This is a genomic window from Micromonospora sp. SD19 (genome assembly GCF_054462275.1).
Genome location: NZ_JBTLMN010000005.1, coordinates 374481 through 392833 on the forward strand (window position 1 = coordinate 374481; position 18353 = coordinate 392833).

Consider the following 18353-nt stretch of genomic DNA (forward strand, 5'->3'; position numbering starts at 1 on the left):
ACCCGTCGGCCGGGAGGTCAGGTCCGTGCGGGTGCCGTGCCGGCCAGGTCGACGATCCGGTCGCTCCAGCGCTCCAGCAGGGTCTGGTCGTGGCTGATGACCAGAACCCCGGCCTGCTGGGTCAGCTGGTAGTCGCGGATGACGGCGGCGACGTGCGCCTGCGTGGAGGCGTCGAGCATCGCGGTGGCCTCGTCGCAGAGCAGGTAGTCGGGACGGTGCACGAGGGCCCGGGCCAGGCAGGCGCGTTGCAGTTGCCCGTCGGAGACCGCGTGCGGACGTCGGCTGCGCAGATCCGCGGTGAGGCCGACCAGGTCGGCGAGTTCGGTGACCCGTTCCCGGACCGCCGCCTCGGGTGTCCGGGTGGCGCGCAGCGGTTCGGCGATCAGGTCGGTGAGGCTCAGCCGGGGATCGGCGGCGGCGCGCGGGCTCTGGAAGAGGGCGGCGACGCGGGTCCGTAGGGCCACCGGCACGGCGTACCGAACGGCGTTGACTGCGGTGCCGTCGATGCTGACCCGGCCCTGATCGGGCTGGTGCAGCAGGGCCAGGACCCGTACCAGTGTCGACTTTCCGCAACCGGACGGCCCGCGCAGTCCGACCGTCTCGCCCCGGTCGATCCGCACCGTGACGCGGTCGAGGACGACCTGGCGGCCGTACCCGACGGTCACCTCGTCGGCGAGCAGGTGTGGCGTGTTGGTCACGGGGTGGCTCCGGTGCGGATCGGGTGGTGGCAGGCCACGGTGCCGCCACCGGCGACCGGTGTCGGCTCTGGTCGGTCAGCGCAGGTGTCGGTGCGGTGCGGGCAGCGGGGCGCGAACGCGCAACCGGGGGGCAGCGCGGTGAGCATCGGCGGGTCGCCGGGCACCGGCCGGAAGGCCCGGTCCGGCAGGGCGTCGAGCAGCGCCGAGGCGTACGGGTGGGTCGGCGCGGTGAAGAGTTCGTCGGTGTCGCGGTGCTCCACGACGCGGCTGGCGTACATCACGGCGACGGTGTCGGCGACCCGGCGCGCGGCGGCCAGGTCGTGCGTGATGAGCACGACGGCGGCGCCGTTGTCGCAGCGGCGGCGCAGCAGGTCGAGGGTGTGGTCGACCAGCGGCCGGTCCAGCCCGGTGGTGGGCTCGTCGGTGATGAGCAGCGCCGGGTCGGGTGCCAGCGCGAGCGCGGTGACCAGCCGCTGTGCCATCCCGCCGGACAGCTCGTGGGGGTAGCGGTCCAGGTCCGCCGGGTCGAGCCCGACGTCGACAGCGAGCTGGTCGGCGTCGGCGCGGTCGCGGCCGTGCGCCCGCAGCGTCTCGGCGAGCAACCGCCGCCCGGTGCGGACCGGGTTCAGGGCGGTGGCCGGGCTCTGTGGAACCAGGCCCACCAGGCGCCCGCGTACCCGCCGGGCCAGCTGGCGCTGGCCGCAGGTGACCAGGTCGACCGGGTCGGCGTCGGGGTGGTGCAGTACGGCGTGGCCGGTGGTCGTGGCATTGCCCGGCAGCAGGCCGAGCAGGGCGTGGGCCAGGACGGACTTGCCGCAGCCGGACTCGCCGACGACGGCCAGCAGTTCGCCGGCCCGGACGGTGAGGTGGAGATCGGTGACGGCGCGCACCCGCGCGTCGCGCAGCCGGAACTCGACGCCGAGGCCATCCACGGCCAGCAGCGGCCGACTCGTGGCGGCGTGGGCCGACGCCGGGGCGGGAACGGATTCGGTGGTGGTCACAGGTGCAGCTCCGCTCGGACCCGGGGATCGAAGCGGTCACGCCAACGGGCGGCGAGGACCGCGATGGCGAGAGTGACGACGACGATGACCGCACCCGGTGCCAGGCTGGCCCACCAGGCGCCGGTCAACAGTGACCCCTGGCCGTCGTTGATCATGTTGCCCAGCGAGGCGAGGTGGGGCGGCAGACCGAGACCGAGGAACGACAGGGCGGTCTCGTGCCACACCGCGTGCGGGATCATCAGCGTGGTGGCCAACGCCAGCCGGGGGAGCACGTGCGGCAGCAGGTGCCGGGTGAGGACCCGGAACCGGCCGGCTCCGCCACTGATCGCGGCGTCGATGAACGGTCGGTCCCGCAGGCTGAGCACCTCGGATCGGACGATGCGGGCGGTGGACAGCCAGTGGGTGAGCCCGACGGAGGCGATCACGGCACCCAGGCTCGGGCGCAGCATGGCGACGATGAAGATGCCCAGCAGGAGGTGCGGCATCGCGGCGATGGTGTCCACGATCCGCATCAGGATCCGGTCGACCCGGCCGCCGAGCGTGCCGGCGATCCCGCCGATCACGCCGCCCAGGACGGTGGCGACGAGCGCGGCGACAGCCCCGACGAGCAGCGAGACCCGCAGCCCGTAGACGGCGCGGTGCGCCACGTCGCGGCCCAGGTCGTCGGTGCCGGCGAGGTGGGTCCACGACGGTGCCAACCGGGTCTGGTCCAGCGCGACGGCGCTCTGGTCGAGGGGCCAGACGAGCGGTGCGAGCAGCGAGCCGGCGACGGTCGTCAGCAGGACCAGACCGGCGATGACGACACCGGTCTGGCCGGGGCGCAGCCGCAGCCGGGACCGGGCCACGTGGAGCAGTGGCGGTCGGGTAGCAAGGTCAGCCATCGAGTCGTACCCTCGGGTCGGCGGCGGCGTAGGCCAGGTCGGTCGCGAGGTTCGCGGCCAGCACCACCGCGGTGGTGGCCAGCGTGATCGCCGCCAGCAGCGGGAAGTCGCTGCCCAGCGCGGCGGCGACGGTGACCGCGCCGAGGCCCGGCAGGGAGAAGACCGTCTCGACCAGCACCGCCCCGCCGACCAGTTCGGGCAGGTGGGTGCCGACCAGGGTGAGGAACGGCAGCAGCGCGGTTCGCAGCGCGTGCCCGAACAGCACCGTCCGGCCGGGCAACCCGCGCGCCCGCGCCGCGAGCACGTGGTCGTCGCGCATGCTCTCCGCGACCGCGTCCCGGACGAACAGCACGAACCACGGTGCCTGGGACACGGCCAACACCCCGACCGGCAGGATCAGGTGGTGCGCCACGTCGCCCCAGGACGTGCCGGTCGCTGTGACATCGGTGAGCCCGCCGGCCGGCAACCAGCCCAGGGCCAGCGCGAACACGGCGATCGCGGCCAGGCCCAGCCAGAAGACCGGCATCGACTGCACCGCGTACGCACTGACGCGCAGCGCGCGGTCGAACAGCCCACCCCGGCGGTACGCGGCCAACGAGCCCAGCAGCAGGCTCCCGACCAGGGCCAGGGCCAGGGCCACGCCGATCAGCAGCAGCGTCCAGCCGGCCCGGGCGGCGAGCACCGAGGCGACCGGCTCGTGCCGGCTGGTCGACCAGCCCAGGTCGCCCCGCACGAGGTTGCCGATCCAGCGCAGGTACTGCACCGGCACCGGGTCGTCGACGCCCCAGTTCGCGCGCAGCTGGGCCAGGTTCTCCTCGCTGGCGGTGAAGGCCGCCGCGCCCGCGTACTGCTTCGCGGGGTCGACCGGCGAGGCGGCGCCGAGGGCGAACATCCCGACGCTGGTCGCGGCGAGCACCGGCACGGCGACGAGCAGCCGACGCCGGAGCACCGCCCTCGCCCCGGCCAGTCGACCGGAGCGGGTCACGACCGGGTCCAGGTGTCGATGTTCCACCAGAGGCTGTTCGCCACCCCGTGCTCGTGCGCCTCGACGCGGGGAGCGACACCGCGCACCGAGGACTTCAGCACGTAGGTGTGCCGCAGGTAGGTGAGGAACAGCCACGGTACGTCGGCGGCCAACTGCTTCTGGAACCGCGCGTACGCGGCCCTGCGAAGATTCGGGTCGATCTGGTCGCGGCCCTGCTGGAGGGCCCGGTCGGTCACCTCGGAGCGGTACGAGCCCGGGTTGAAGTAGCCCTGCCCGGCGAACTGGGAGCTGAACAGCTTGTACGAGACGAAATCCGGGTCGTACGGCGTCCCGTAGCCCATCAGCAGCGCGTCGGATCTCATCCGTGGGTCGATGGCGTCCCAGGTGAGCCCGGCCGGGGTGACCCCGATGCCGATCTTCTTCGCGTCGGCGGTGACGGCGAGCGCCAGGTCCTTGCGCAGCGTGTCGCTGGCCGGGTACATCAGCGTGAACCGGGCCGGCCGGCCGTCCTTGACGCGGATCCCGCCGGGGCCGGGGGTCCAGCCGGCCGCGTCGAGCAGCGCGCCTGCCGCCGTCGGGTCGGCGGTCGGCTTGCCGATGATCGAGGCGTCGGTGAACTCGGAGGTCGGCGGGATCGGGCCGAACGCCGGTTCGCCGGCGCCACCGAGGATTCCGGAGACCATCGCGGCCCGGTCGACGGCCAGGTTGAGCGCCCGGCGGACCGCCGGGTCGGCGAGGACCGGGTTGCCCGTCGGCAGCATCACGCCCCGGTAGTCGGCGGTCGGCACCCGCTGCACCCGGTACGCCGCGTCAGCGTCGAAGCCGGAGGCGAGCTTCGGTGGCAGCTCGGCGGCGTCGAACTCGCCGGCGCGCATCCGCTGGGCGCGGACGTTGTCGTCGGCGACGAACGCCACCACCACCCGGTTGTTCTTCGGTCGGCCCGCGAAGTAGCTCTCGTTCGCGGTGAGCACCAGGCGGTCGCCCGGCGTCCACGACTCAACCTTGTACGGCCCGGTCCCGACCGGTTTGCGATTGAACCCGGCGGTGTTGATGTCCTGCCCGCTGAGCAGCCTGGCCGGCACGATGCCGAGAGTGAGCCGTTGCAGGAACGGCGCGTACGGGTAGCGCAGCCGGAACACGACGGTGGCCGCGTCGGGCGCGGTCACCGACTCCACCATGTCCAGGTCGGAGCGGAGCGTGGAGTCCACCCTCGGGTCCAGCACCGCCTGGTACGTGAAGACGACGTCCGGGGCGGTCAGCGTGGTGCCGTCGTGGAATTGCACGCCGTCGCGGAGCTTCGCGGTCACGGTGCGCCCGTCGGGCGACAGCTCCGGCAACGCCGTGGCCAGAGCGGCGACGAGGCGGTTGTCAGCGTCCCGGCTGACGAGGCCGTCGAAGATCAGCGAGGCGCCGTCGACGCCGTAGTTGAGCACCGGGTTCAACGCGTCCGGTTCGTCGGAGGTGGCCACGACCAGCGTGGTCCCGCCCGCTGAGCCGTCGGGCGTGGCCGGGGCCGAACAGCCGGCGAGGACGAGCATTCCCGCCGCCGCGGTCGACGCCGCGAGGCGTCGGACGGTCGGACGCATCCGGGTCACGGAGGGCTCCTGTGGTGTGGGGAGTCGTTGGTCGGGTGGGCGCAACGCCGCAACCGTTGATCATCACGGTGGCACAGTTGCCAGTCTTTGGCAATTACCAAGCTTGTGCGTCATGCTGTTGATCAACGGGGCCGCCGGCGTACGGGCTCGCGTTCACCGCCGGTGGTGACTGTCGCCGCCGACCGGCTAGGGTTCCGGGGTGTTCCGCGTCGTCGTGTTGATCGCTGCCGTGGTGCTCGCCGCGGATCAACTCACCAAGTACTGGGCCGAGTCCGCGCTGTCCGGCGGGCAGACCATCACCGTTCTCGGTGACCTGCTGCAGCTGCGACTCGTCTACAACCCGGGTGCCGCCTTCTCGATCGGCTCCGCGTACACCTGGATCTTCGCGGTGTTCGCGGCGGCGGCGGTGGTCGCGGTGACGGTCGTGGCGCTGCGGGTCACCTCGCGGGCCTGGGCGGTGGCGCTGGGCCTGGTGCTCGGCGGCGCGACGACACACCTGCTGGACCGCCTCTTGCGCGAGCCGGGGTTCGCTCGCGGGCACGTCGTGGACTTCATCGACTACGCCGGGTTCTTCGTCGGCAACGTCGCCGACATCGCCTTGGTGGTCGGCGTGGGCATCGTCATGCTGCTCAACGTGCGCGGCATTCCGCTGCGGGCGCCGGCGAGCGAGGCCCGCGAGCAGGTGTCGTCAGGCTCCTGAGCCGACCAGGACGACCTCCAGCCGGCGCGGGCCGTGCACTCCCTCGACCCGGTTCAGCTCGATGTCGCTGGTGGCGGACGGGCCGGAGATCCAGGTCTGCGGCGCGCGCGGGTTCAGCCGGGTGAGCGCCTCGGGCAGCAGACCGACCACCTGGTCGGCGCGAACGACGCAGATGTGCCGGTCGGGCACCAGGGTGAGCGCCCGCCGCCCCTGCGTCGGGCCGGCGTCGAGGATGATGGTGCCCGTGTCGGCGATCGCGACCGCGCAGCCGGTCAGCACCGCGTCCAGGTCGTCGAGTACGGCCGGTGACAGCGCGGGCGCGTCGCGGTGCACCTGCCCGGCGTAACCGGTCAGCCAGTCGGCCGGCAGGTCGGCGGGGACGGCGAGCCGGTCGACCTCGCTGAGCAGCCGGGGTAGGGCGTCGATGCCATGGTGGACCACCGCCCGGTAGTCCTCCAGGCGGTCGACCAGGGTGGCGATCAGGTCGGGGCGGTCGTCGACCCGGCGGTAGCGGCGGGGCACCTGCACCGGCGGCGGGCTGTCGGCCAGGGCCGTCCGCAGCCGCGCCAGGATCTCGTCACGTGCGCTCACTGCTTCCCCCACCATTCCCGGAAGGTCTGCGGCCCGGGCAGCGGCAGGTCGCGCGACCGGGTCCACGCCGACCCGGGCCAGGGCAGTCGGCGCAGCGTACGCGCGCCGGTGCGGCGCATCCGGTACGCCCCGAGCGGCCCCGCACCCGCCCGGGCCAGGCGCAGGGCGGCGGCCCAGCGCCGAGGGCTGCGCATCACCCAGGACAGGACACCCATGGCGGCCCGTTCGGCCGGCGGATGCGGCGCCTGCTGGCGGAGGTGGACCAGGATCTCCGGAATGTTGATCTTCACCGGGCAGACGTCGTAGCAGGCGCCGCAGAGGGTCGACGCGTACGGCAGCGAGGCGTTGTCGGCCACCCCGGTCAGCTGCGGCGACAGGATCGCCCCGATCGGCCCCGGATACACCGAGCCGTACGCGTGCCCGCCGGCCCGCTCGTACACCGGGCAGACGTTGAGGCAGGCGGAGCAACGGATGCAGGACAGCGCCGGCCGCCCCACCGGGTCGGCGAGCACGGCGGAGCGGCCATTGTCGACAAGAACGACGTGCACGTCCTGCGGACCGTCGCCGGGGGTGACACCGGTCCACATCGAGGTGTACGGGTTCATCCGCTCGCCGGTCGAGGACCGGGGCAGCAGTTGCAGGAAGACCTCCAGGTCGGTGAAGGTCGGCAGCAGCTTCTCGACGCCGACGACGCTGATCAACGTCTCGGGGAGGGTGAGGCACATCCGCCCGTTGCCCTCGGACTCCACCACCACGAGGGTGCCGGTGTCCGCCACGGCGAAGTTGGCGCCGGAGACGGCGACCCGGGCCGAGAGGAACCGTCGTCGCAGGTGGGCGCGGGCCGCCTCGGCCAGCGCGGCCGGTTCGTCGCTCAGGTCGGCCGGCACGTCGGGCATGCGACGCTGGAAGATCTCCCGGATCTGCGCCCGGTTGTAGTGGATCGCCGGCACCAGGATGTGTGAGGGGGTGTCCTCGCCGAGCTGCACGATCAACTCGGCGAGGTCGGTCTCGTACGCGGCGATCCCGGCGGCCTCCAGCGCCTCGTTGAGCTCGATCTCCTGGGTCGCCATCGACTTGACCTTCACGACCTCGTCGGCCCCGGCGGCCCGGGTCAACGCGACCACGATCCGGCACGCCTCGGCCGCGTCGCGGGCCCAGTGCACTGTGGCGCCGGCGGCGGTGACGGATGCCTCGAACTGCTCCAGCAGCTCCGGCAACCGACGTTGGACGTCCGCCTTGATCGCGGAGCCGGCGTCGCGCAGCGCCTCCCAGTCGGGTACCTCGTCGACGACCCGGGCGCGCTTGGCGCGGATGGTGCGGGTGGCCCGGTGCAGGTTGGCCCGCAGCTGCGGGTCGGCGACTGCCGGTTTGGCGGCGGTGGGAAAGGGCAGCGGCGTGCGGATCCGTCCGCTCCCGGTGGCGGGTGCGACCGGCTGGCTCATGAGCTGGCCCCGGCGAGAATCTCGGCGTAGTGCATGGCCCGTACGCCCGAGCGGTGGCGGTCGAGGCCGCCGCCGATGTGCGCCAGGCAGGAGTTGTCGGCGGCGGCCAGCACCCGTGCGCCGGTGTCACGGACCCGGGCGCACTTGTCGGTGAGCATCGCTGTGGAGACGTCCGGGTTCTTCAGGGCGAAGGTGCCGCCGAAACCGCAGCACTCCTCGGCGTCGCCCAGCTCGACCAGCGTGATCCCGCGCACCTGGCGCAGCAGGGTCAACGGCCGGTCGCCCAGGCGCAGCATCCGCAGGCCGTGACAGGTGGGGTGGTAGGTGACCGTCTCCGGGAACTCGGCGCCGACGTCGGTGACGCCGAGAACGTCGACGAGCAACTCGGACAGCTCGTAGGTGCGGGCGGCCACCGAGGTGGCGGGCGGGTGCAGGCGCGGATACTGGTCGCGGATCATCGCGGTGCACGACCCGGAGGGCGCGACGATGGCGTCGTAGGAGTCGAAGACATCGACGTAGTTGCGCACCATCGGCATCGCCTCGGCCCGGTAACCCGTGTTGGCGTGCATCTGCCCGCAACAGGTCTGGTCGGTGGGGAAGTCGACGGTGTGGCCGAGCCGCCGCAGGATGCGGGTGACAGCGATGCCGGTGGCCGGGAACGCGAGGTCGTTGACGCAGGTGATGAAGAGGGCGATCCGCACGGCGGCTCCTCGGGTGGGTGGGGGCGGGTCACGCCGGGTCGCGCGGTGACCCGGGGGCGGGAAGCCGGTCGAAGGCGGGCAGGTGGCGTTCCCGGGCGGCGCTGAGGTGGGCGCGCATCGCCTCGGTGGCGGCCGCCGCGTCGCCGGCGACGATGGCGGCGGCGATGCGCTGGTGCTCGGTGTTGGTGTCCGGCGCGCCGGTGACCGGAAAGTAGAGCCGGTGCAGGTGCAGGTGTGAGTGCAGCCGGGTGATGGTGTCGCGCAGCAGTGGGCTGCCGGAGACCTCGGCGATCAGGTCGTGGAACTTCGCGTCCAGCGCGGTGAAGGCGGCGTGCCGGCGATATCCGTCGCCGGCCTCCACGTCGATGCTCGCGGCCGCCTCGACGCTGATCCGTTCGCGGGCTTCGGCGGAGGCGTGCGTGGCGGCCCGCCCGGCGGTGGCGCCCTCCAGCAGTTGGCGGACGTCGAACAGGTCGTCGAACTCGGCGCGGCTCAGCAGCGGGGTGGTGGTGTAGCCGGAGAGGGGGCGTTTCCGGACCAGGCCGTCGGCCTCCAACCGGGCGAGTGCCTCCCGCACCGGGGTGGGGGAGACGTCCAGCTCCCGGGCCAGCGCGTCGATGTTGACCCGCTCACCGGGGGGCAGGATGTGGTCCATGACCAGCGTCTTGATCGACTCGTAGACGTCTTCGGCGAGGGTGAGTCGACGGGCGGGACGGAGTCGACCCTCGCGAGGTTCCTGCTGGGCCATCTCGTCTCCTCAACAACCCCTTGACTGTTCCGGTGTGAGCGAGTACACACTAGCAAAGCAACATCCTATAGGAAATAGGTTTCCCTGCCACCGTCTCGCACCACCACCCCCGAGGAGACGAACATGTCGCGCAGAATGCTGTCCCGAATCGGCTCGGGCCTCACCGTCGTGGCCCTCGCCACGACCACTGTGGCCTGCACGAAGAAGAGCGACACCACCGCCGAGGCCGGTGGTCGGGAACCGGCGCAGGTCAAGGTCGCGCTCGTGCCCGGCGGCTCACACCCGTACTTCCAGCCGTGGAAGGACGCCGGGGCCAAGGCCAAGACCGAGCTGGCGCTCGGCGACGTCACCTTCAACGAGACCGCGGGTTGGGACCAGACCAAGCAGAACGACGTGCTCAAGTCCCTCGCCGCGCAGGGCTACAACGCCTTCGGGGTCTTCGGCGTCTCACCCGACAACATCAACTCCACCTTCGAGGACCTCAAGCGGCAGGGCTTCCCCGTCGGCTCGCTGGCCTCCTGCCCAGCCGGCGCCAACAAGGCCGACTTCTGCCTCTCCACCGACGTGGAGGTCGCCGCGTACAAGGGCGCCAAGGCCGCCATCGACGCGATGGGCGGTCAGGGCAACCTGGTCCACCTGACCGGAAACAAGGTCGACTCCAACACCCAACGCCGGATCGCGGGCGTGGAGAAGGCGGTCGCCGAGACCGGCGGCAAGGTGACCCTGATCCAGAGCGTCACCGACATCGACAAGGACCTGCAGAGCGCGCAGAAGGCCGTGGCCGACCTCCTCGCCGCGAAGGGCCGGCAGATCCAGGGGATCGTGAACACCGCCTACAACCCGGCGGTCGCCTCGGCCGAGGGTGTCCGCCAGTCGAAGCTGCCCATCAAGGTCATCGCCATCGACGACGACCCGACGGTCCTCGACGGGCTGCGCGGCGGCTCGGTGGCCGCCACCGTCCTGCAGAACCCCGTCGGTCAGGCCCAGGTCGGCTCGTACGCCCTGATGAAGCTCAGCGGCGGCTGCACCATGGCCGAACCCGGGGTGACCATCGACTCGGGCTCGTTCGTGGTGACGAAGGACAACCTGGACGGCTACGAGGCCGACCGCACCGCCACCACCGAGGCACTGCGGAAGAAGTTCGACGGCGACCTGCTCAAGTGCAGCTGATGTCGAGCATCACCACGGCCGAGGCGTACCTCGTCGACATTCCCGTGGAGACCGTCCGCACCGACGCGGTACAGGCGTTCCTCAAGCAGGAGACGATCTTCGTCGAGGTGCGCACGGCCGACGACGGGCACGGCACGGGGTACGCGTACACGATCGGGACCGGCGGCACCGCGGTGCTCGCGCTGCTGCGCGACTACCTGCTGCCGCACCTGGTCGGCCGCGACGCCGCGCGGGTCGAGGCGATCTGGCGTGACCTGCACGCCGCCACCCGCGCCACCGCCGTCGGGGCCATCACCTCGCTGGCGCTCGCCGCGATCGACACCGCGCTGTGGGATCTGCGCGCCCGCGCCGCCGGTCTGCCGCTGTGGGTGCTCGCCGGTGGCGCCAAGGACCGCGTCCCGCTGTACGACACGGAGGGCGGCTGGCTGCACCTCACCGAGGACGAGCTGGTCGCCGGCGCGAAGGCGTCCCAGGCGGCTGGCTGGCCCGGCGTCAAGCTGAAGGTCGGCAAGCCGAACCCGGCCGAGGACGCCGCCCGGATCGGCGCGGTCCGGGCTGCCCTCGGCGACCACGTCGACGTGATGGTCGACGCCAACCAGTCGCTGACCGCCGCCGAGGCGATCCGCCGGGCCCGGCTGCTCGAACCGCACCAGCTCGCCTGGTTCGAGGAGCCGCTGCCGGCCGACGACATCGCGGGACACGAACTGCTGGCCCGCGCGACCAGCATCCCGGTCGCGGTGGGGGAGTCGATGTACTCGATCGGCCAGTTCGCCGAGTACCTGCGTCGGCAGGCCGCCGGCGTCGTCCAGGTCGACGTGGCGCGCATCGGCGGCATCACCCCGTGGCTCAAGGTGGCGCACCTGGCCGAGGCCTGCAACGTGGTGGTCTGCCCGCACTTCCTGATGGAACTGCACGTGAGCCTCTGCGCGGCCGTGCCGAACAGCCGCTACGTCGAGCACATCCCACAACTGCGCGCGATCACCCGGACCGAGATCGCGATCGTCGACGGCCACGCGCTCGCCCCCGACGAGCCGGGCCTCGGCATCGACTGGGACCGCGACGCGATCGAGGACAGGAGGGTGGCGTGAAGACGGAAACAGCGCCGGAGGCGTCGGCGGCACCCCCGGCCGCGGAGCCCCGGCCGCCGACCAGGGCCCTGCCGGTCTGGGCGAACCCCCGGCTCGGCCTGCTCATCGTCATCGCCGTGCTGGTCGCGCTCTTCTCGTCGCTCACCCCCGCGTTCCTCGACCCCCGCCTCACCCTGGCACCGCTGCAGGCCGACATCAGCGTGTACGCCGTGGTCGGTCTCGCCCAACTCGCCGTGCTGTCGCTCGGGCACATGAACATGGCCGTGGGCCGGATGGCCGCGCTCTCCACCTTCGCGATGGGCCTGGCCTACGACCGGCTCGGCGTACCGCTGCTGGTCGGGCTGCTCGTGGGACTCGCCGTCGGGGCGGGCATCGGCGCGCTCGCCGGCCTGCTCATCGCCAAGACGGGAGTGAACTCGTTCGTGGTGACCCTCGCTCTCGACTTCGGGCTGCTGGGTCTGGTCACCATCCTCTACACCTGGGCGACCGGCGGGGTGTCGTTCGCGGTGCAGCCGAGTGGGCTCTCCGCGCTGCGCTTCGACACCTTCGCCGACTACTGCATGGGCGAGGTCTGCGGGCCCCGGATCCCGCTGGTCGTGCCGATCGCGGTGGCCGCGGCGCTCGGTGTCGGTCTGCTGTTCCGACGTGCCCGGCTAGGCCGGGAGATCCTGATGACCGGCTCCAACTCGATCGCCGCCGAGCTGTCCGGCATCCCCACGCATCGGCGGGTGGTCGCCGCGCACGCGCTGAGCGGGCTGCTCGCCGCGCTGGCCGGGTTCCTGCTCGCCGCCAACAACGGCGCGTTCTCCGCCACCATCGGGGAATCGTTCCTGCTGCCGTCGTTCCTGGCCCCGGTGCTCGGTGGGACGCTGCTCGCCGGTGGCGCGGTCAGCGTCCTCGGCACCGCGCTCGGGGCGACCCTCACCCAGGTCATCTACAAGGGACTCAACCTGCTCCAGTTCTCCCTGGAGGAACTGAAGCTCTACATCGGACTGGTGCTGCTCGCGGCGCTGTCGCTGGACCGGTTGCGGGCCGTGCTCGCCGAGCGAAGGGCGGTGTCACCATCATGAGGAGCCTGATCCGGACCAACGAGTTCACCCTCGCGGTGATCGCGGCGCTCGGGTTCGCGGCGCTCGCGGTCGCCACCGACTTCAACCTGCTCACCGCCGGCACCCTGGACGCCTTCCTGCGTTTCCTCGCCCTGCCGATCGTCATCGGCCTGGCCCAGATGGTGGTGCTCGCCGTCGGTCAGATGAACCTCTCGGTGGGCGTGCTCACCGGGTTCTGCGCGATGGCCTCGGGTTGGCTCATGATCGACGCCGGGCTGCCCGCCCCGGTCGCGGTGCTCGCCGCGCTGGCCCTCGGCGCCGTCGTCGGACTGGTCAACGGCCTGCTGGTGATCTTCACCCGGATCAACGGGTTCATCGTCACCCTGGCCACCATGACGATCCTCGAAGGACTGCGGTACGGGGTGAACGGCACCGGCACCTACCAGGGCTACTCGCCCGGCCTGCGGGAGTTCGGGCAGGCGTCGCTGGCCGGCGTGCCAGTGGTCTTCCTGCTGGCGGTGGCGAGCGCCGTCGCTGTCGCCCTCTTCTTCCGGCGCACGGTGCCCGGCCGGCACCTGCTCGCCTCCGGCGGCAACCCGTTCGCCGCCCGACTGTCGGGCATCTCGAACGACCGGGCGCTGGTGCTGGCCCACACCCTGTCGGGGCTGCTGGCCGGCTTCGCCGCGGTGATCGTGGTGGCCGCCTTCGGCTCGGTGAACGCCTCGATCGGCGACGACCTGCTGCTGCCCAGCTTCGCCGCACCGATCATCGGCGGTGTGGCCCTGGCCGGCGGCATGATCAGCGTGACCGGCACGGTGCTCGCTGCCTTTCTGGTACGGCTCGTCGACGTGAGCCAGTCGCAGTTCGACATCAACCGGCGGTGGGTGGACCTCATCATCGGCGCGGTGGTCCTCGGCGCGGTGCTGCTCGGGCAGTTCCGCGACAAGCTCTCCGGAGGTACCCGATGAGCGTCGTGCTGGCCGCGGAGAAACTGGTCAAGACGTTCCCCGGGGTGCGCGCCCTGGACGAGGCGACGCTGACCCTGGCCGCCGGCAGCGTGCACGCGCTGCTCGGCGAGAACGGCGCCGGCAAGAGCACCCTGATCAAGATCCTGACCGGGGTGTACCGGCCGGACGGTGGGCAGCTGCGGCTGCCCGGACCGGACGGGCAACCGCGTACGGTGCAGCTCGGCAACCCGCAGGACGCCCAGCGGGCCGGCATCGGCGTGGTGCACCAGGAGCGGAACCTGATCCCGGCGTTCAGCGTCGCCGAGAACATCTGCCTGCAACATCTGCCCCGCCGCGCCGGCCTGGTCGACCGGGCGGCGTTACGGACCGAGGCTCGCCGTTGCCTCGAACTGCTCGACCTCGACCTGGACCCCGACCTGCCGGTGTCGCGGCTGTCGGTGGCCCAACTCCAGCTGGTGGAGATCGCCAAGGCGTTGTCGGCCGACTCGACAGTGCTGCTGCTCGACGAACCGACCGCGTCACTGACCAACGACGAGGCCGACCGGCTCTACGGCATCGTGCGTCGACTGTCCGAGCGGGGTCACGCCACAGTGCTGGTCAGCCACAAACTGGAGGAGGTCTTCGCGATCGCCGACACGGTGACGGTGCTGCGCGACGGGCGCAGCGTCGCCGAGGCGGAACCCCTCGCCGAGCACAGCCGCGAGGAGATCGTCGACCTGATGGTCGGCCGGGCGTACCGGCAGGTGCACCTCGCCGCCCGGACCGTCGCGGCGGACGTCGACCCGGCGCTGGCGCTCGACCACGTCGCCACCGCCGCCGGCCACCACGACGTCAGCCTCACCGTTCGCCCCGGCGAGATCGTCGGCCTGTACGGGCTCGTCGGCGCGGGCCGCAGCGAACTGGCCAAGGCGTTGCTCGGCCTCGACCGGATCACCGCCGGTGAGGTGCGGGTGCACGGGCGGCCGGCCCGGATCCGGGACGTGGGCGACGCCCTGCACCGGTACCGGATCGGCTACGTCACCGAGAACCGCAAGGAGGAGGGCCTCTTCCTCGACCAGACCGTGGCCCGCAACACAGCGGTGACCGTGTGGCGCCGGCTGGCCCGGCTGGGACTCGTCCGCGACCGCTCCGAGCGGACGCTCGTCGACGAGTACGCCGACCGGCTGGGCATCCGACTCGCCTCGCCCGACCAGCACGCCGGTCAGCTCTCCGGCGGCAACCAGCAGAAGGTCAGCCTGGCCAAGTGGCTGGCGGCCGACTGCGACGTGCTCATCATCGACGAGCCCACCGTCGGCATCGACGTGCGCACCAAGGGGGCCTTCCACGAATTGATCGCCGGCCTGGCCGCGCGCGGAATGGCCATCCTGCTGATCTCGTCGGACCTGCCGGAGATGGTCACCCTCGCCGACCGGATCGCGGTGATGCGCGAGTTCGCCATCGTTGGTGAACTGGACAACGACCACGACTACGAGCGGATGAGTCAGTCGGTGATCCGGTTCATCCACGACGGGCAGGGGGTTGTCGCGTGAAGGCCGTCGAACGAGTGACAGTGGGGCGTACCGACGTGGTGGTGACCCGGCTCGGGCTCGGGCTCGCCCCGATCGGCGGGATGTTCGACGCCGTCGGTGACGAGGTCGCGCACGCCACCGTCGCGGCGGCCTGGGATCTCGGGCTGCGCTACTTCGACACCGCCCCGCTCTACGGTTGCGGCCTCTCCGAGCGACGCGCCGGGGCGGTCCTCGCCGGCAAGCCGCGCGACACGTTCACCGTCTCCACCAAGGTGGGCCGGCTGCTCGTCCCCGACGGTGGTGACCGGCAGGAGTTCTGGGCCGAGCCGACCGACCTCGTGCCCCGGTTCGACTTCTCCGCCGCCGGAGTACGCCGCTCCCACGCGGAGAGCCTGGCCCGAATGGGGCTGGACCGGATCGACATCGCGCACATCCACGACCCGGACGACCACCTCGCCGAGGCGGTCGCCGGGGCGTACCCGGCGTTGGCGCAGCTGCGGGCGGCCGGCGAGATCGGCGCGGTCAGCGCCGGCATGAACCAGGCCCCGGCGCTGGTCGAGCTGGCCCACGCCGGCGACTTCGACTGCTTCATGCTCGCTGGCCGGTACACGCTGCTCGACCAGTCCGGCCTCGACGAGCTGCTGCCGCTGTGCCAGGCGAAGGGGATCGCGATCATCGCCGCCGGGGTCTACAACTCGGGCCTGCTGGCCGACCCGAGCCCGGGCGCCCCCTACGACTACGCCCCGGCCAGCCGCAGGCTGCTCGACCGGGCCACCGCGATCCGGTCGGTGTGCGAGCGGCACGGCGTACCGCTGCGGGCCGCGGCGATCCAGTTTCCGCTCGGGCACCCGGCGGTCACCAGCGTGGTGGTCGGCGCCCGGGACCCGGAGCAGATCGCCGACAACGTGGCGATGTTCGAGTGGGACGTGCCCGATGCGCTGTGGGCCGATCTCAAGGCCGAGGGTCTGCTGCCGAGCCAGGTGCCGACGCCGTGATCATCGACGCGAGCAGCCGTCCGGCTTGTGTCGCGACTCGTACCTATGCACTGGAGGTTGGTTCGTGAAGTTCATGCGCGTCGGGCCCGTGGGGCGGGAACGCCCCGTGCTGTTCGCCGACGGACGGCACTTCGACCTCTCGTCGCTCACCGCCGACATCGACGGCGAGTTCCTCGCCGGCGACGGCGTGCGGAGGGTCCGCGAGGCCACCGACCTGCCCGAGATCGACGTCACCGGTCAGCGGGTCGGCGCACCGGTCGCCCGGCCCGGGGTGGTGCTCTGCGTGGGGCAGAACTACGCCGCGCACGCCGCCGAATCGGGCGCCGCGCCACCGACCGACCCGATCATCTTCTACAAGGCGCCCAACACCGTCGTCGGCCCGCACGACGAGGTCCTGATCCCGCGTGGCTCGACGAAGACGGACTGGGAGGTGGAGTTGGCGGTGGTGATCGGCCGACCGGCCCGCTACCTCGCCTCGCCCGCCGACGCCCTCGGGCACATCGCCGGGTACGTCCTCTCCAACGACGTCTCCGAGCGGGACTTCCAACTCGCCGTCTCCGGTGGTCAGTGGTCGAAGGGCAAGTCCTGCGAGACGTTCCAACCGCTCGGCCCGTGGCTGGTCACCGCCGACGAGGTCGGCGACCCGCAGGCGCTGCGGCTGCGCTCCTGGGTCAACGGCGAGCCCCGACAGGACTCCAGCACCAAAGACATGATCTTCGACGTGGCGTACCTGGTCTGGCACCTGTCCCAGTACACAGTGCTGGAGCCGGGCGACGTCATCAACACCGGCACCCCGCAGGGAGTGGCGCTCTCCGGCCGCTTCCCGTACCTGACCGCCGGCGACGTGATGGAGGTCGAGATCGACGGCCTCGGTCGGCAGCGCAACACGCTCCGGGACGCCTGATGGCGGTGATCACCTCCGTCGACACGTACGACGTCCGGTTCCCCACCTCGCGGGACCTCGACGGTTCCGACGCGATGAACCCCGACCCCGACTACTCGGCCGCGTACCTGGTGCTGAGCACCGACGACGGCCCGGACGGGCACGGCTTCACCTTCACCATCGGGCGGGGCAACGACGTCTGCCGGGCGGCGATCGACGCGCTGGTGCCGTACGTGGTCGGCCTGGACCCGGACACCGTGGACCTCGGTGCGTTCGCCCGCTCGCTCACCCAGGACTCGCAGCTGCGCTGGCTCGGCCCGGAGAAGGGCGTGATGCACCTCGCCGCCGCAGCGGTGATCAACGCGATGTGGGACCTGGTCGCCAAGCGGGCGGGAAAGCCGGTCTGGCGCTACCTGGCCGACCTCAGCCCCGAGCAGATCGTCGACCTGGTCGACTGGCGCTACCTCACCGACGCCCTCACCCCCGACGAGGCACTGGAGATCCTGCGCGCCGCCGAGCCGGGTCGGGCCGACCGGATCGCCCGGCTGACCGAGCGGGGCTACCCCGCGTACACCACGTCGCCCGGCTGGCTCGGCTACTCCGACGACACGGTGGTCGGGCTGGCCAGGCAGGCCGTGGCCGACGGGTTCACCCAGATCAAGCTGAAGGTGGGCGCGGACGCCGCCGACGACGTACGACGCCTGAAGATCGCCCGCGAGGCGGTCGGCCCGCGGATCCGGATCGCGCTCGACGCCAACCAGCGCTGGGACGTCGCCGAGGCGGTCGACCGGATGCGCGAGTTGGCGCCGTACGACCCGTGGTGGATCGAGGAACCGACCAGCCCCGACGATGTGCTCGCCCACGCGGCGATCCGGTCCGCCCTCGCCACCAGCGCACCCGACGGCGGGCCGATCCGGGTCGCCACCGGCGAGCACGTGGCGAACCGGGTGGTGTTCAAACAGCTGCTCCAGGCCGGTGCCGTCGACGTCGTCCAGATCGACGCCTGCCGGGTGGGCGGCGTGAACGAGAACGTCGCCATCCTGCTGCTCGCCATGAAGTACGGGGTGCCGGTCTGCCCGCACGCCGGGGGAGTGGGCCTGTGCGAGCTGGTGCAGCACCTGTCGATGTTCGACTTCGTGGCGGTGTCCGGCTCGATGCGTGACCGGGTCGTCGAGTACGTCGACCACCTGCACGAGCACTTCCTCGACCCGGTGGTGATCAAGGACGGGCACTACGTGGCGCCCAGCGCGCCGGGGTTCTCCGCCGCGATGCGTCCGGAGAGCCTCGCCACGTACGCGTACCCCGACGGGCCGGCCTGGATCTGACCCGGGACGCGCTTCACCGCGCGGC

The 18353-nt window shown here is 72.0% G+C and carries 18 protein-coding genes; 9 read left to right on the forward strand and 9 right to left on the reverse strand.

Annotated features, from left to right (window positions below; translation table 11 throughout):
- Positions 1 to 17: 17 nt before the first annotated feature.
- Genes ACX27O_RS19590 through ACX27O_RS19610 form a run of 5 tightly spaced genes read right to left on the reverse strand, consistent with a single transcriptional unit; the run spans position 18 to position 5151 of the window.
- Positions 18 to 698 (reverse strand): ABC transporter ATP-binding protein, encoded by a 681-nt coding sequence (locus ACX27O_RS19590; RefSeq protein WP_458939870.1) that lies wholly within the window; start codon positions 696 to 698, stop codon positions 18 to 20.
- On the reverse strand, positions 695 to 1699 hold the full coding sequence (locus ACX27O_RS19595; RefSeq protein WP_458939871.1) for an ABC transporter ATP-binding protein: 1005 nt from the start codon (positions 1697 to 1699) through the stop codon (positions 695 to 697). The genes ACX27O_RS19590 and ACX27O_RS19595 overlap by 4 nt, the downstream gene beginning before the upstream one ends.
- On the reverse strand, positions 1696 to 2580 hold the full coding sequence (locus ACX27O_RS19600) for an ABC transporter permease (RefSeq protein ID WP_357639005.1): 885 nt from the start codon (positions 2578 to 2580) through the stop codon (positions 1696 to 1698). Before ACX27O_RS19600 ends, ACX27O_RS19595 begins: the two co-directional genes overlap by 4 nt.
- On the reverse strand, positions 2573 to 3592 hold the full coding sequence (locus ACX27O_RS19605) for an ABC transporter permease (RefSeq protein WP_458939872.1): 1020 nt from the start codon (positions 3590 to 3592) through the stop codon (positions 2573 to 2575). Before ACX27O_RS19605 ends, ACX27O_RS19600 begins: the two co-directional genes overlap by 8 nt.
- A complete protein-coding gene (locus tag ACX27O_RS19610; protein ID WP_358127596.1) occupies positions 3562 to 5151 on the reverse strand; it encodes an ABC transporter substrate-binding protein in 1590 nt (529 codons plus the stop codon). Before ACX27O_RS19610 ends, ACX27O_RS19605 begins: the two co-directional genes overlap by 31 nt.
- A gap of 208 nt (positions 5152 to 5359) precedes the next feature.
- Between ACX27O_RS19610 and ACX27O_RS19615 the strand changes: the two genes are divergently transcribed.
- Positions 5360 to 5860, forward strand: a complete 501-nt coding sequence (locus ACX27O_RS19615) for a signal peptidase II (RefSeq protein WP_030330531.1) — start codon at positions 5360 to 5362, stop codon at positions 5858 to 5860.
- On the opposite strand, the gene ACX27O_RS19620 is transcribed toward ACX27O_RS19615, so the two are convergent.
- The 4 genes from ACX27O_RS19620 to ACX27O_RS19635 are packed head-to-tail and all read right to left on the reverse strand — an operon-like array spanning position 5849 to position 9342.
- Positions 5849 to 6451 carry a LutC/YkgG family protein gene (locus ACX27O_RS19620; protein WP_245233581.1) on the reverse strand — a complete coding sequence of 201 codons (603 nt, stop codon included), beginning with the start codon at positions 6449 to 6451 and terminating at the stop codon, positions 5849 to 5851. The two genes, ACX27O_RS19615 and ACX27O_RS19620, sit on opposite strands and share 12 nt — an antisense overlap.
- Positions 6448 to 7893 carry a LutB/LldF family L-lactate oxidation iron-sulfur protein gene (locus tag ACX27O_RS19625; protein ID WP_030330529.1) on the reverse strand — a complete coding sequence of 482 codons (1446 nt, stop codon included), beginning with the start codon at positions 7891 to 7893 and terminating at the stop codon, positions 6448 to 6450. Before ACX27O_RS19625 ends, ACX27O_RS19620 begins: the two co-directional genes overlap by 4 nt.
- The gene (locus tag ACX27O_RS19630) at positions 7890 to 8594 is read right to left on the reverse strand and encodes a (Fe-S)-binding protein (protein ID WP_210864460.1); all 705 of its coding nucleotides are present in this window, start codon (positions 8592 to 8594) and stop codon (positions 7890 to 7892) included. The genes ACX27O_RS19625 and ACX27O_RS19630 overlap by 4 nt, the downstream gene beginning before the upstream one ends.
- Positions 8595 to 8622: 28 nt before the next feature.
- Positions 8623 to 9342 carry a GntR family transcriptional regulator gene (locus tag ACX27O_RS19635; protein WP_210864459.1) on the reverse strand — a complete coding sequence of 240 codons (720 nt, stop codon included), beginning with the start codon at positions 9340 to 9342 and terminating at the stop codon, positions 8623 to 8625.
- A gap of 123 nt (positions 9343 to 9465) precedes the next feature.
- Here ACX27O_RS19635 and ACX27O_RS19640 point away from each other — a divergent pair, with 123 nt between their 5' ends.
- From ACX27O_RS19640 to ACX27O_RS19675, 8 genes are all read left to right on the forward strand, one after another.
- Positions 9466 to 10512 carry a sugar ABC transporter substrate-binding protein gene (locus ACX27O_RS19640; protein WP_210864458.1) on the forward strand — a complete coding sequence of 349 codons (1047 nt, stop codon included), beginning with the start codon at positions 9466 to 9468 and terminating at the stop codon, positions 10510 to 10512.
- Positions 10512 to 11600, forward strand: a complete 1089-nt coding sequence (locus ACX27O_RS19645) for a mandelate racemase/muconate lactonizing enzyme family protein (RefSeq protein ID WP_030330523.1) — start codon at positions 10512 to 10514, stop codon at positions 11598 to 11600. The genes ACX27O_RS19640 and ACX27O_RS19645 overlap by 1 nt, the downstream gene beginning before the upstream one ends.
- Positions 11597 to 12670 carry an ABC transporter permease gene (locus ACX27O_RS19650; protein WP_358127552.1) on the forward strand — a complete coding sequence of 358 codons (1074 nt, stop codon included), beginning with the start codon at positions 11597 to 11599 and terminating at the stop codon, positions 12668 to 12670. Before ACX27O_RS19645 ends, ACX27O_RS19650 begins: the two co-directional genes overlap by 4 nt.
- Positions 12667 to 13617 (forward strand): ABC transporter permease, encoded by a 951-nt coding sequence (locus ACX27O_RS19655; protein ID WP_036411135.1) that lies wholly within the window; start codon positions 12667 to 12669, stop codon positions 13615 to 13617. Before ACX27O_RS19650 ends, ACX27O_RS19655 begins: the two co-directional genes overlap by 4 nt.
- On the forward strand, positions 13614 to 15146 hold the full coding sequence (locus tag ACX27O_RS19660; RefSeq protein ID WP_458939873.1) for a sugar ABC transporter ATP-binding protein: 1533 nt from the start codon (positions 13614 to 13616) through the stop codon (positions 15144 to 15146). Before ACX27O_RS19655 ends, ACX27O_RS19660 begins: the two co-directional genes overlap by 4 nt.
- Complete coding sequence (locus tag ACX27O_RS19665; RefSeq protein ID WP_458939874.1) at positions 15143 to 16120, forward strand: aldo/keto reductase; 978 nt, start codon at positions 15143 to 15145, stop codon at positions 16118 to 16120. Before ACX27O_RS19660 ends, ACX27O_RS19665 begins: the two co-directional genes overlap by 4 nt.
- A 64-nt stretch (positions 16121 to 16184) precedes the next feature.
- Complete coding sequence (locus tag ACX27O_RS19670; protein WP_030330514.1) at positions 16185 to 17024, forward strand: fumarylacetoacetate hydrolase family protein; 840 nt, start codon at positions 16185 to 16187, stop codon at positions 17022 to 17024.
- The gene (locus ACX27O_RS19675) at positions 17024 to 18328 is read left to right on the forward strand and encodes an enolase C-terminal domain-like protein (RefSeq protein WP_458939875.1); all 1305 of its coding nucleotides are present in this window, start codon (positions 17024 to 17026) and stop codon (positions 18326 to 18328) included. The genes ACX27O_RS19670 and ACX27O_RS19675 overlap by 1 nt, the downstream gene beginning before the upstream one ends.
- Positions 18329 to 18353: the final 25 nt, after the last annotated feature.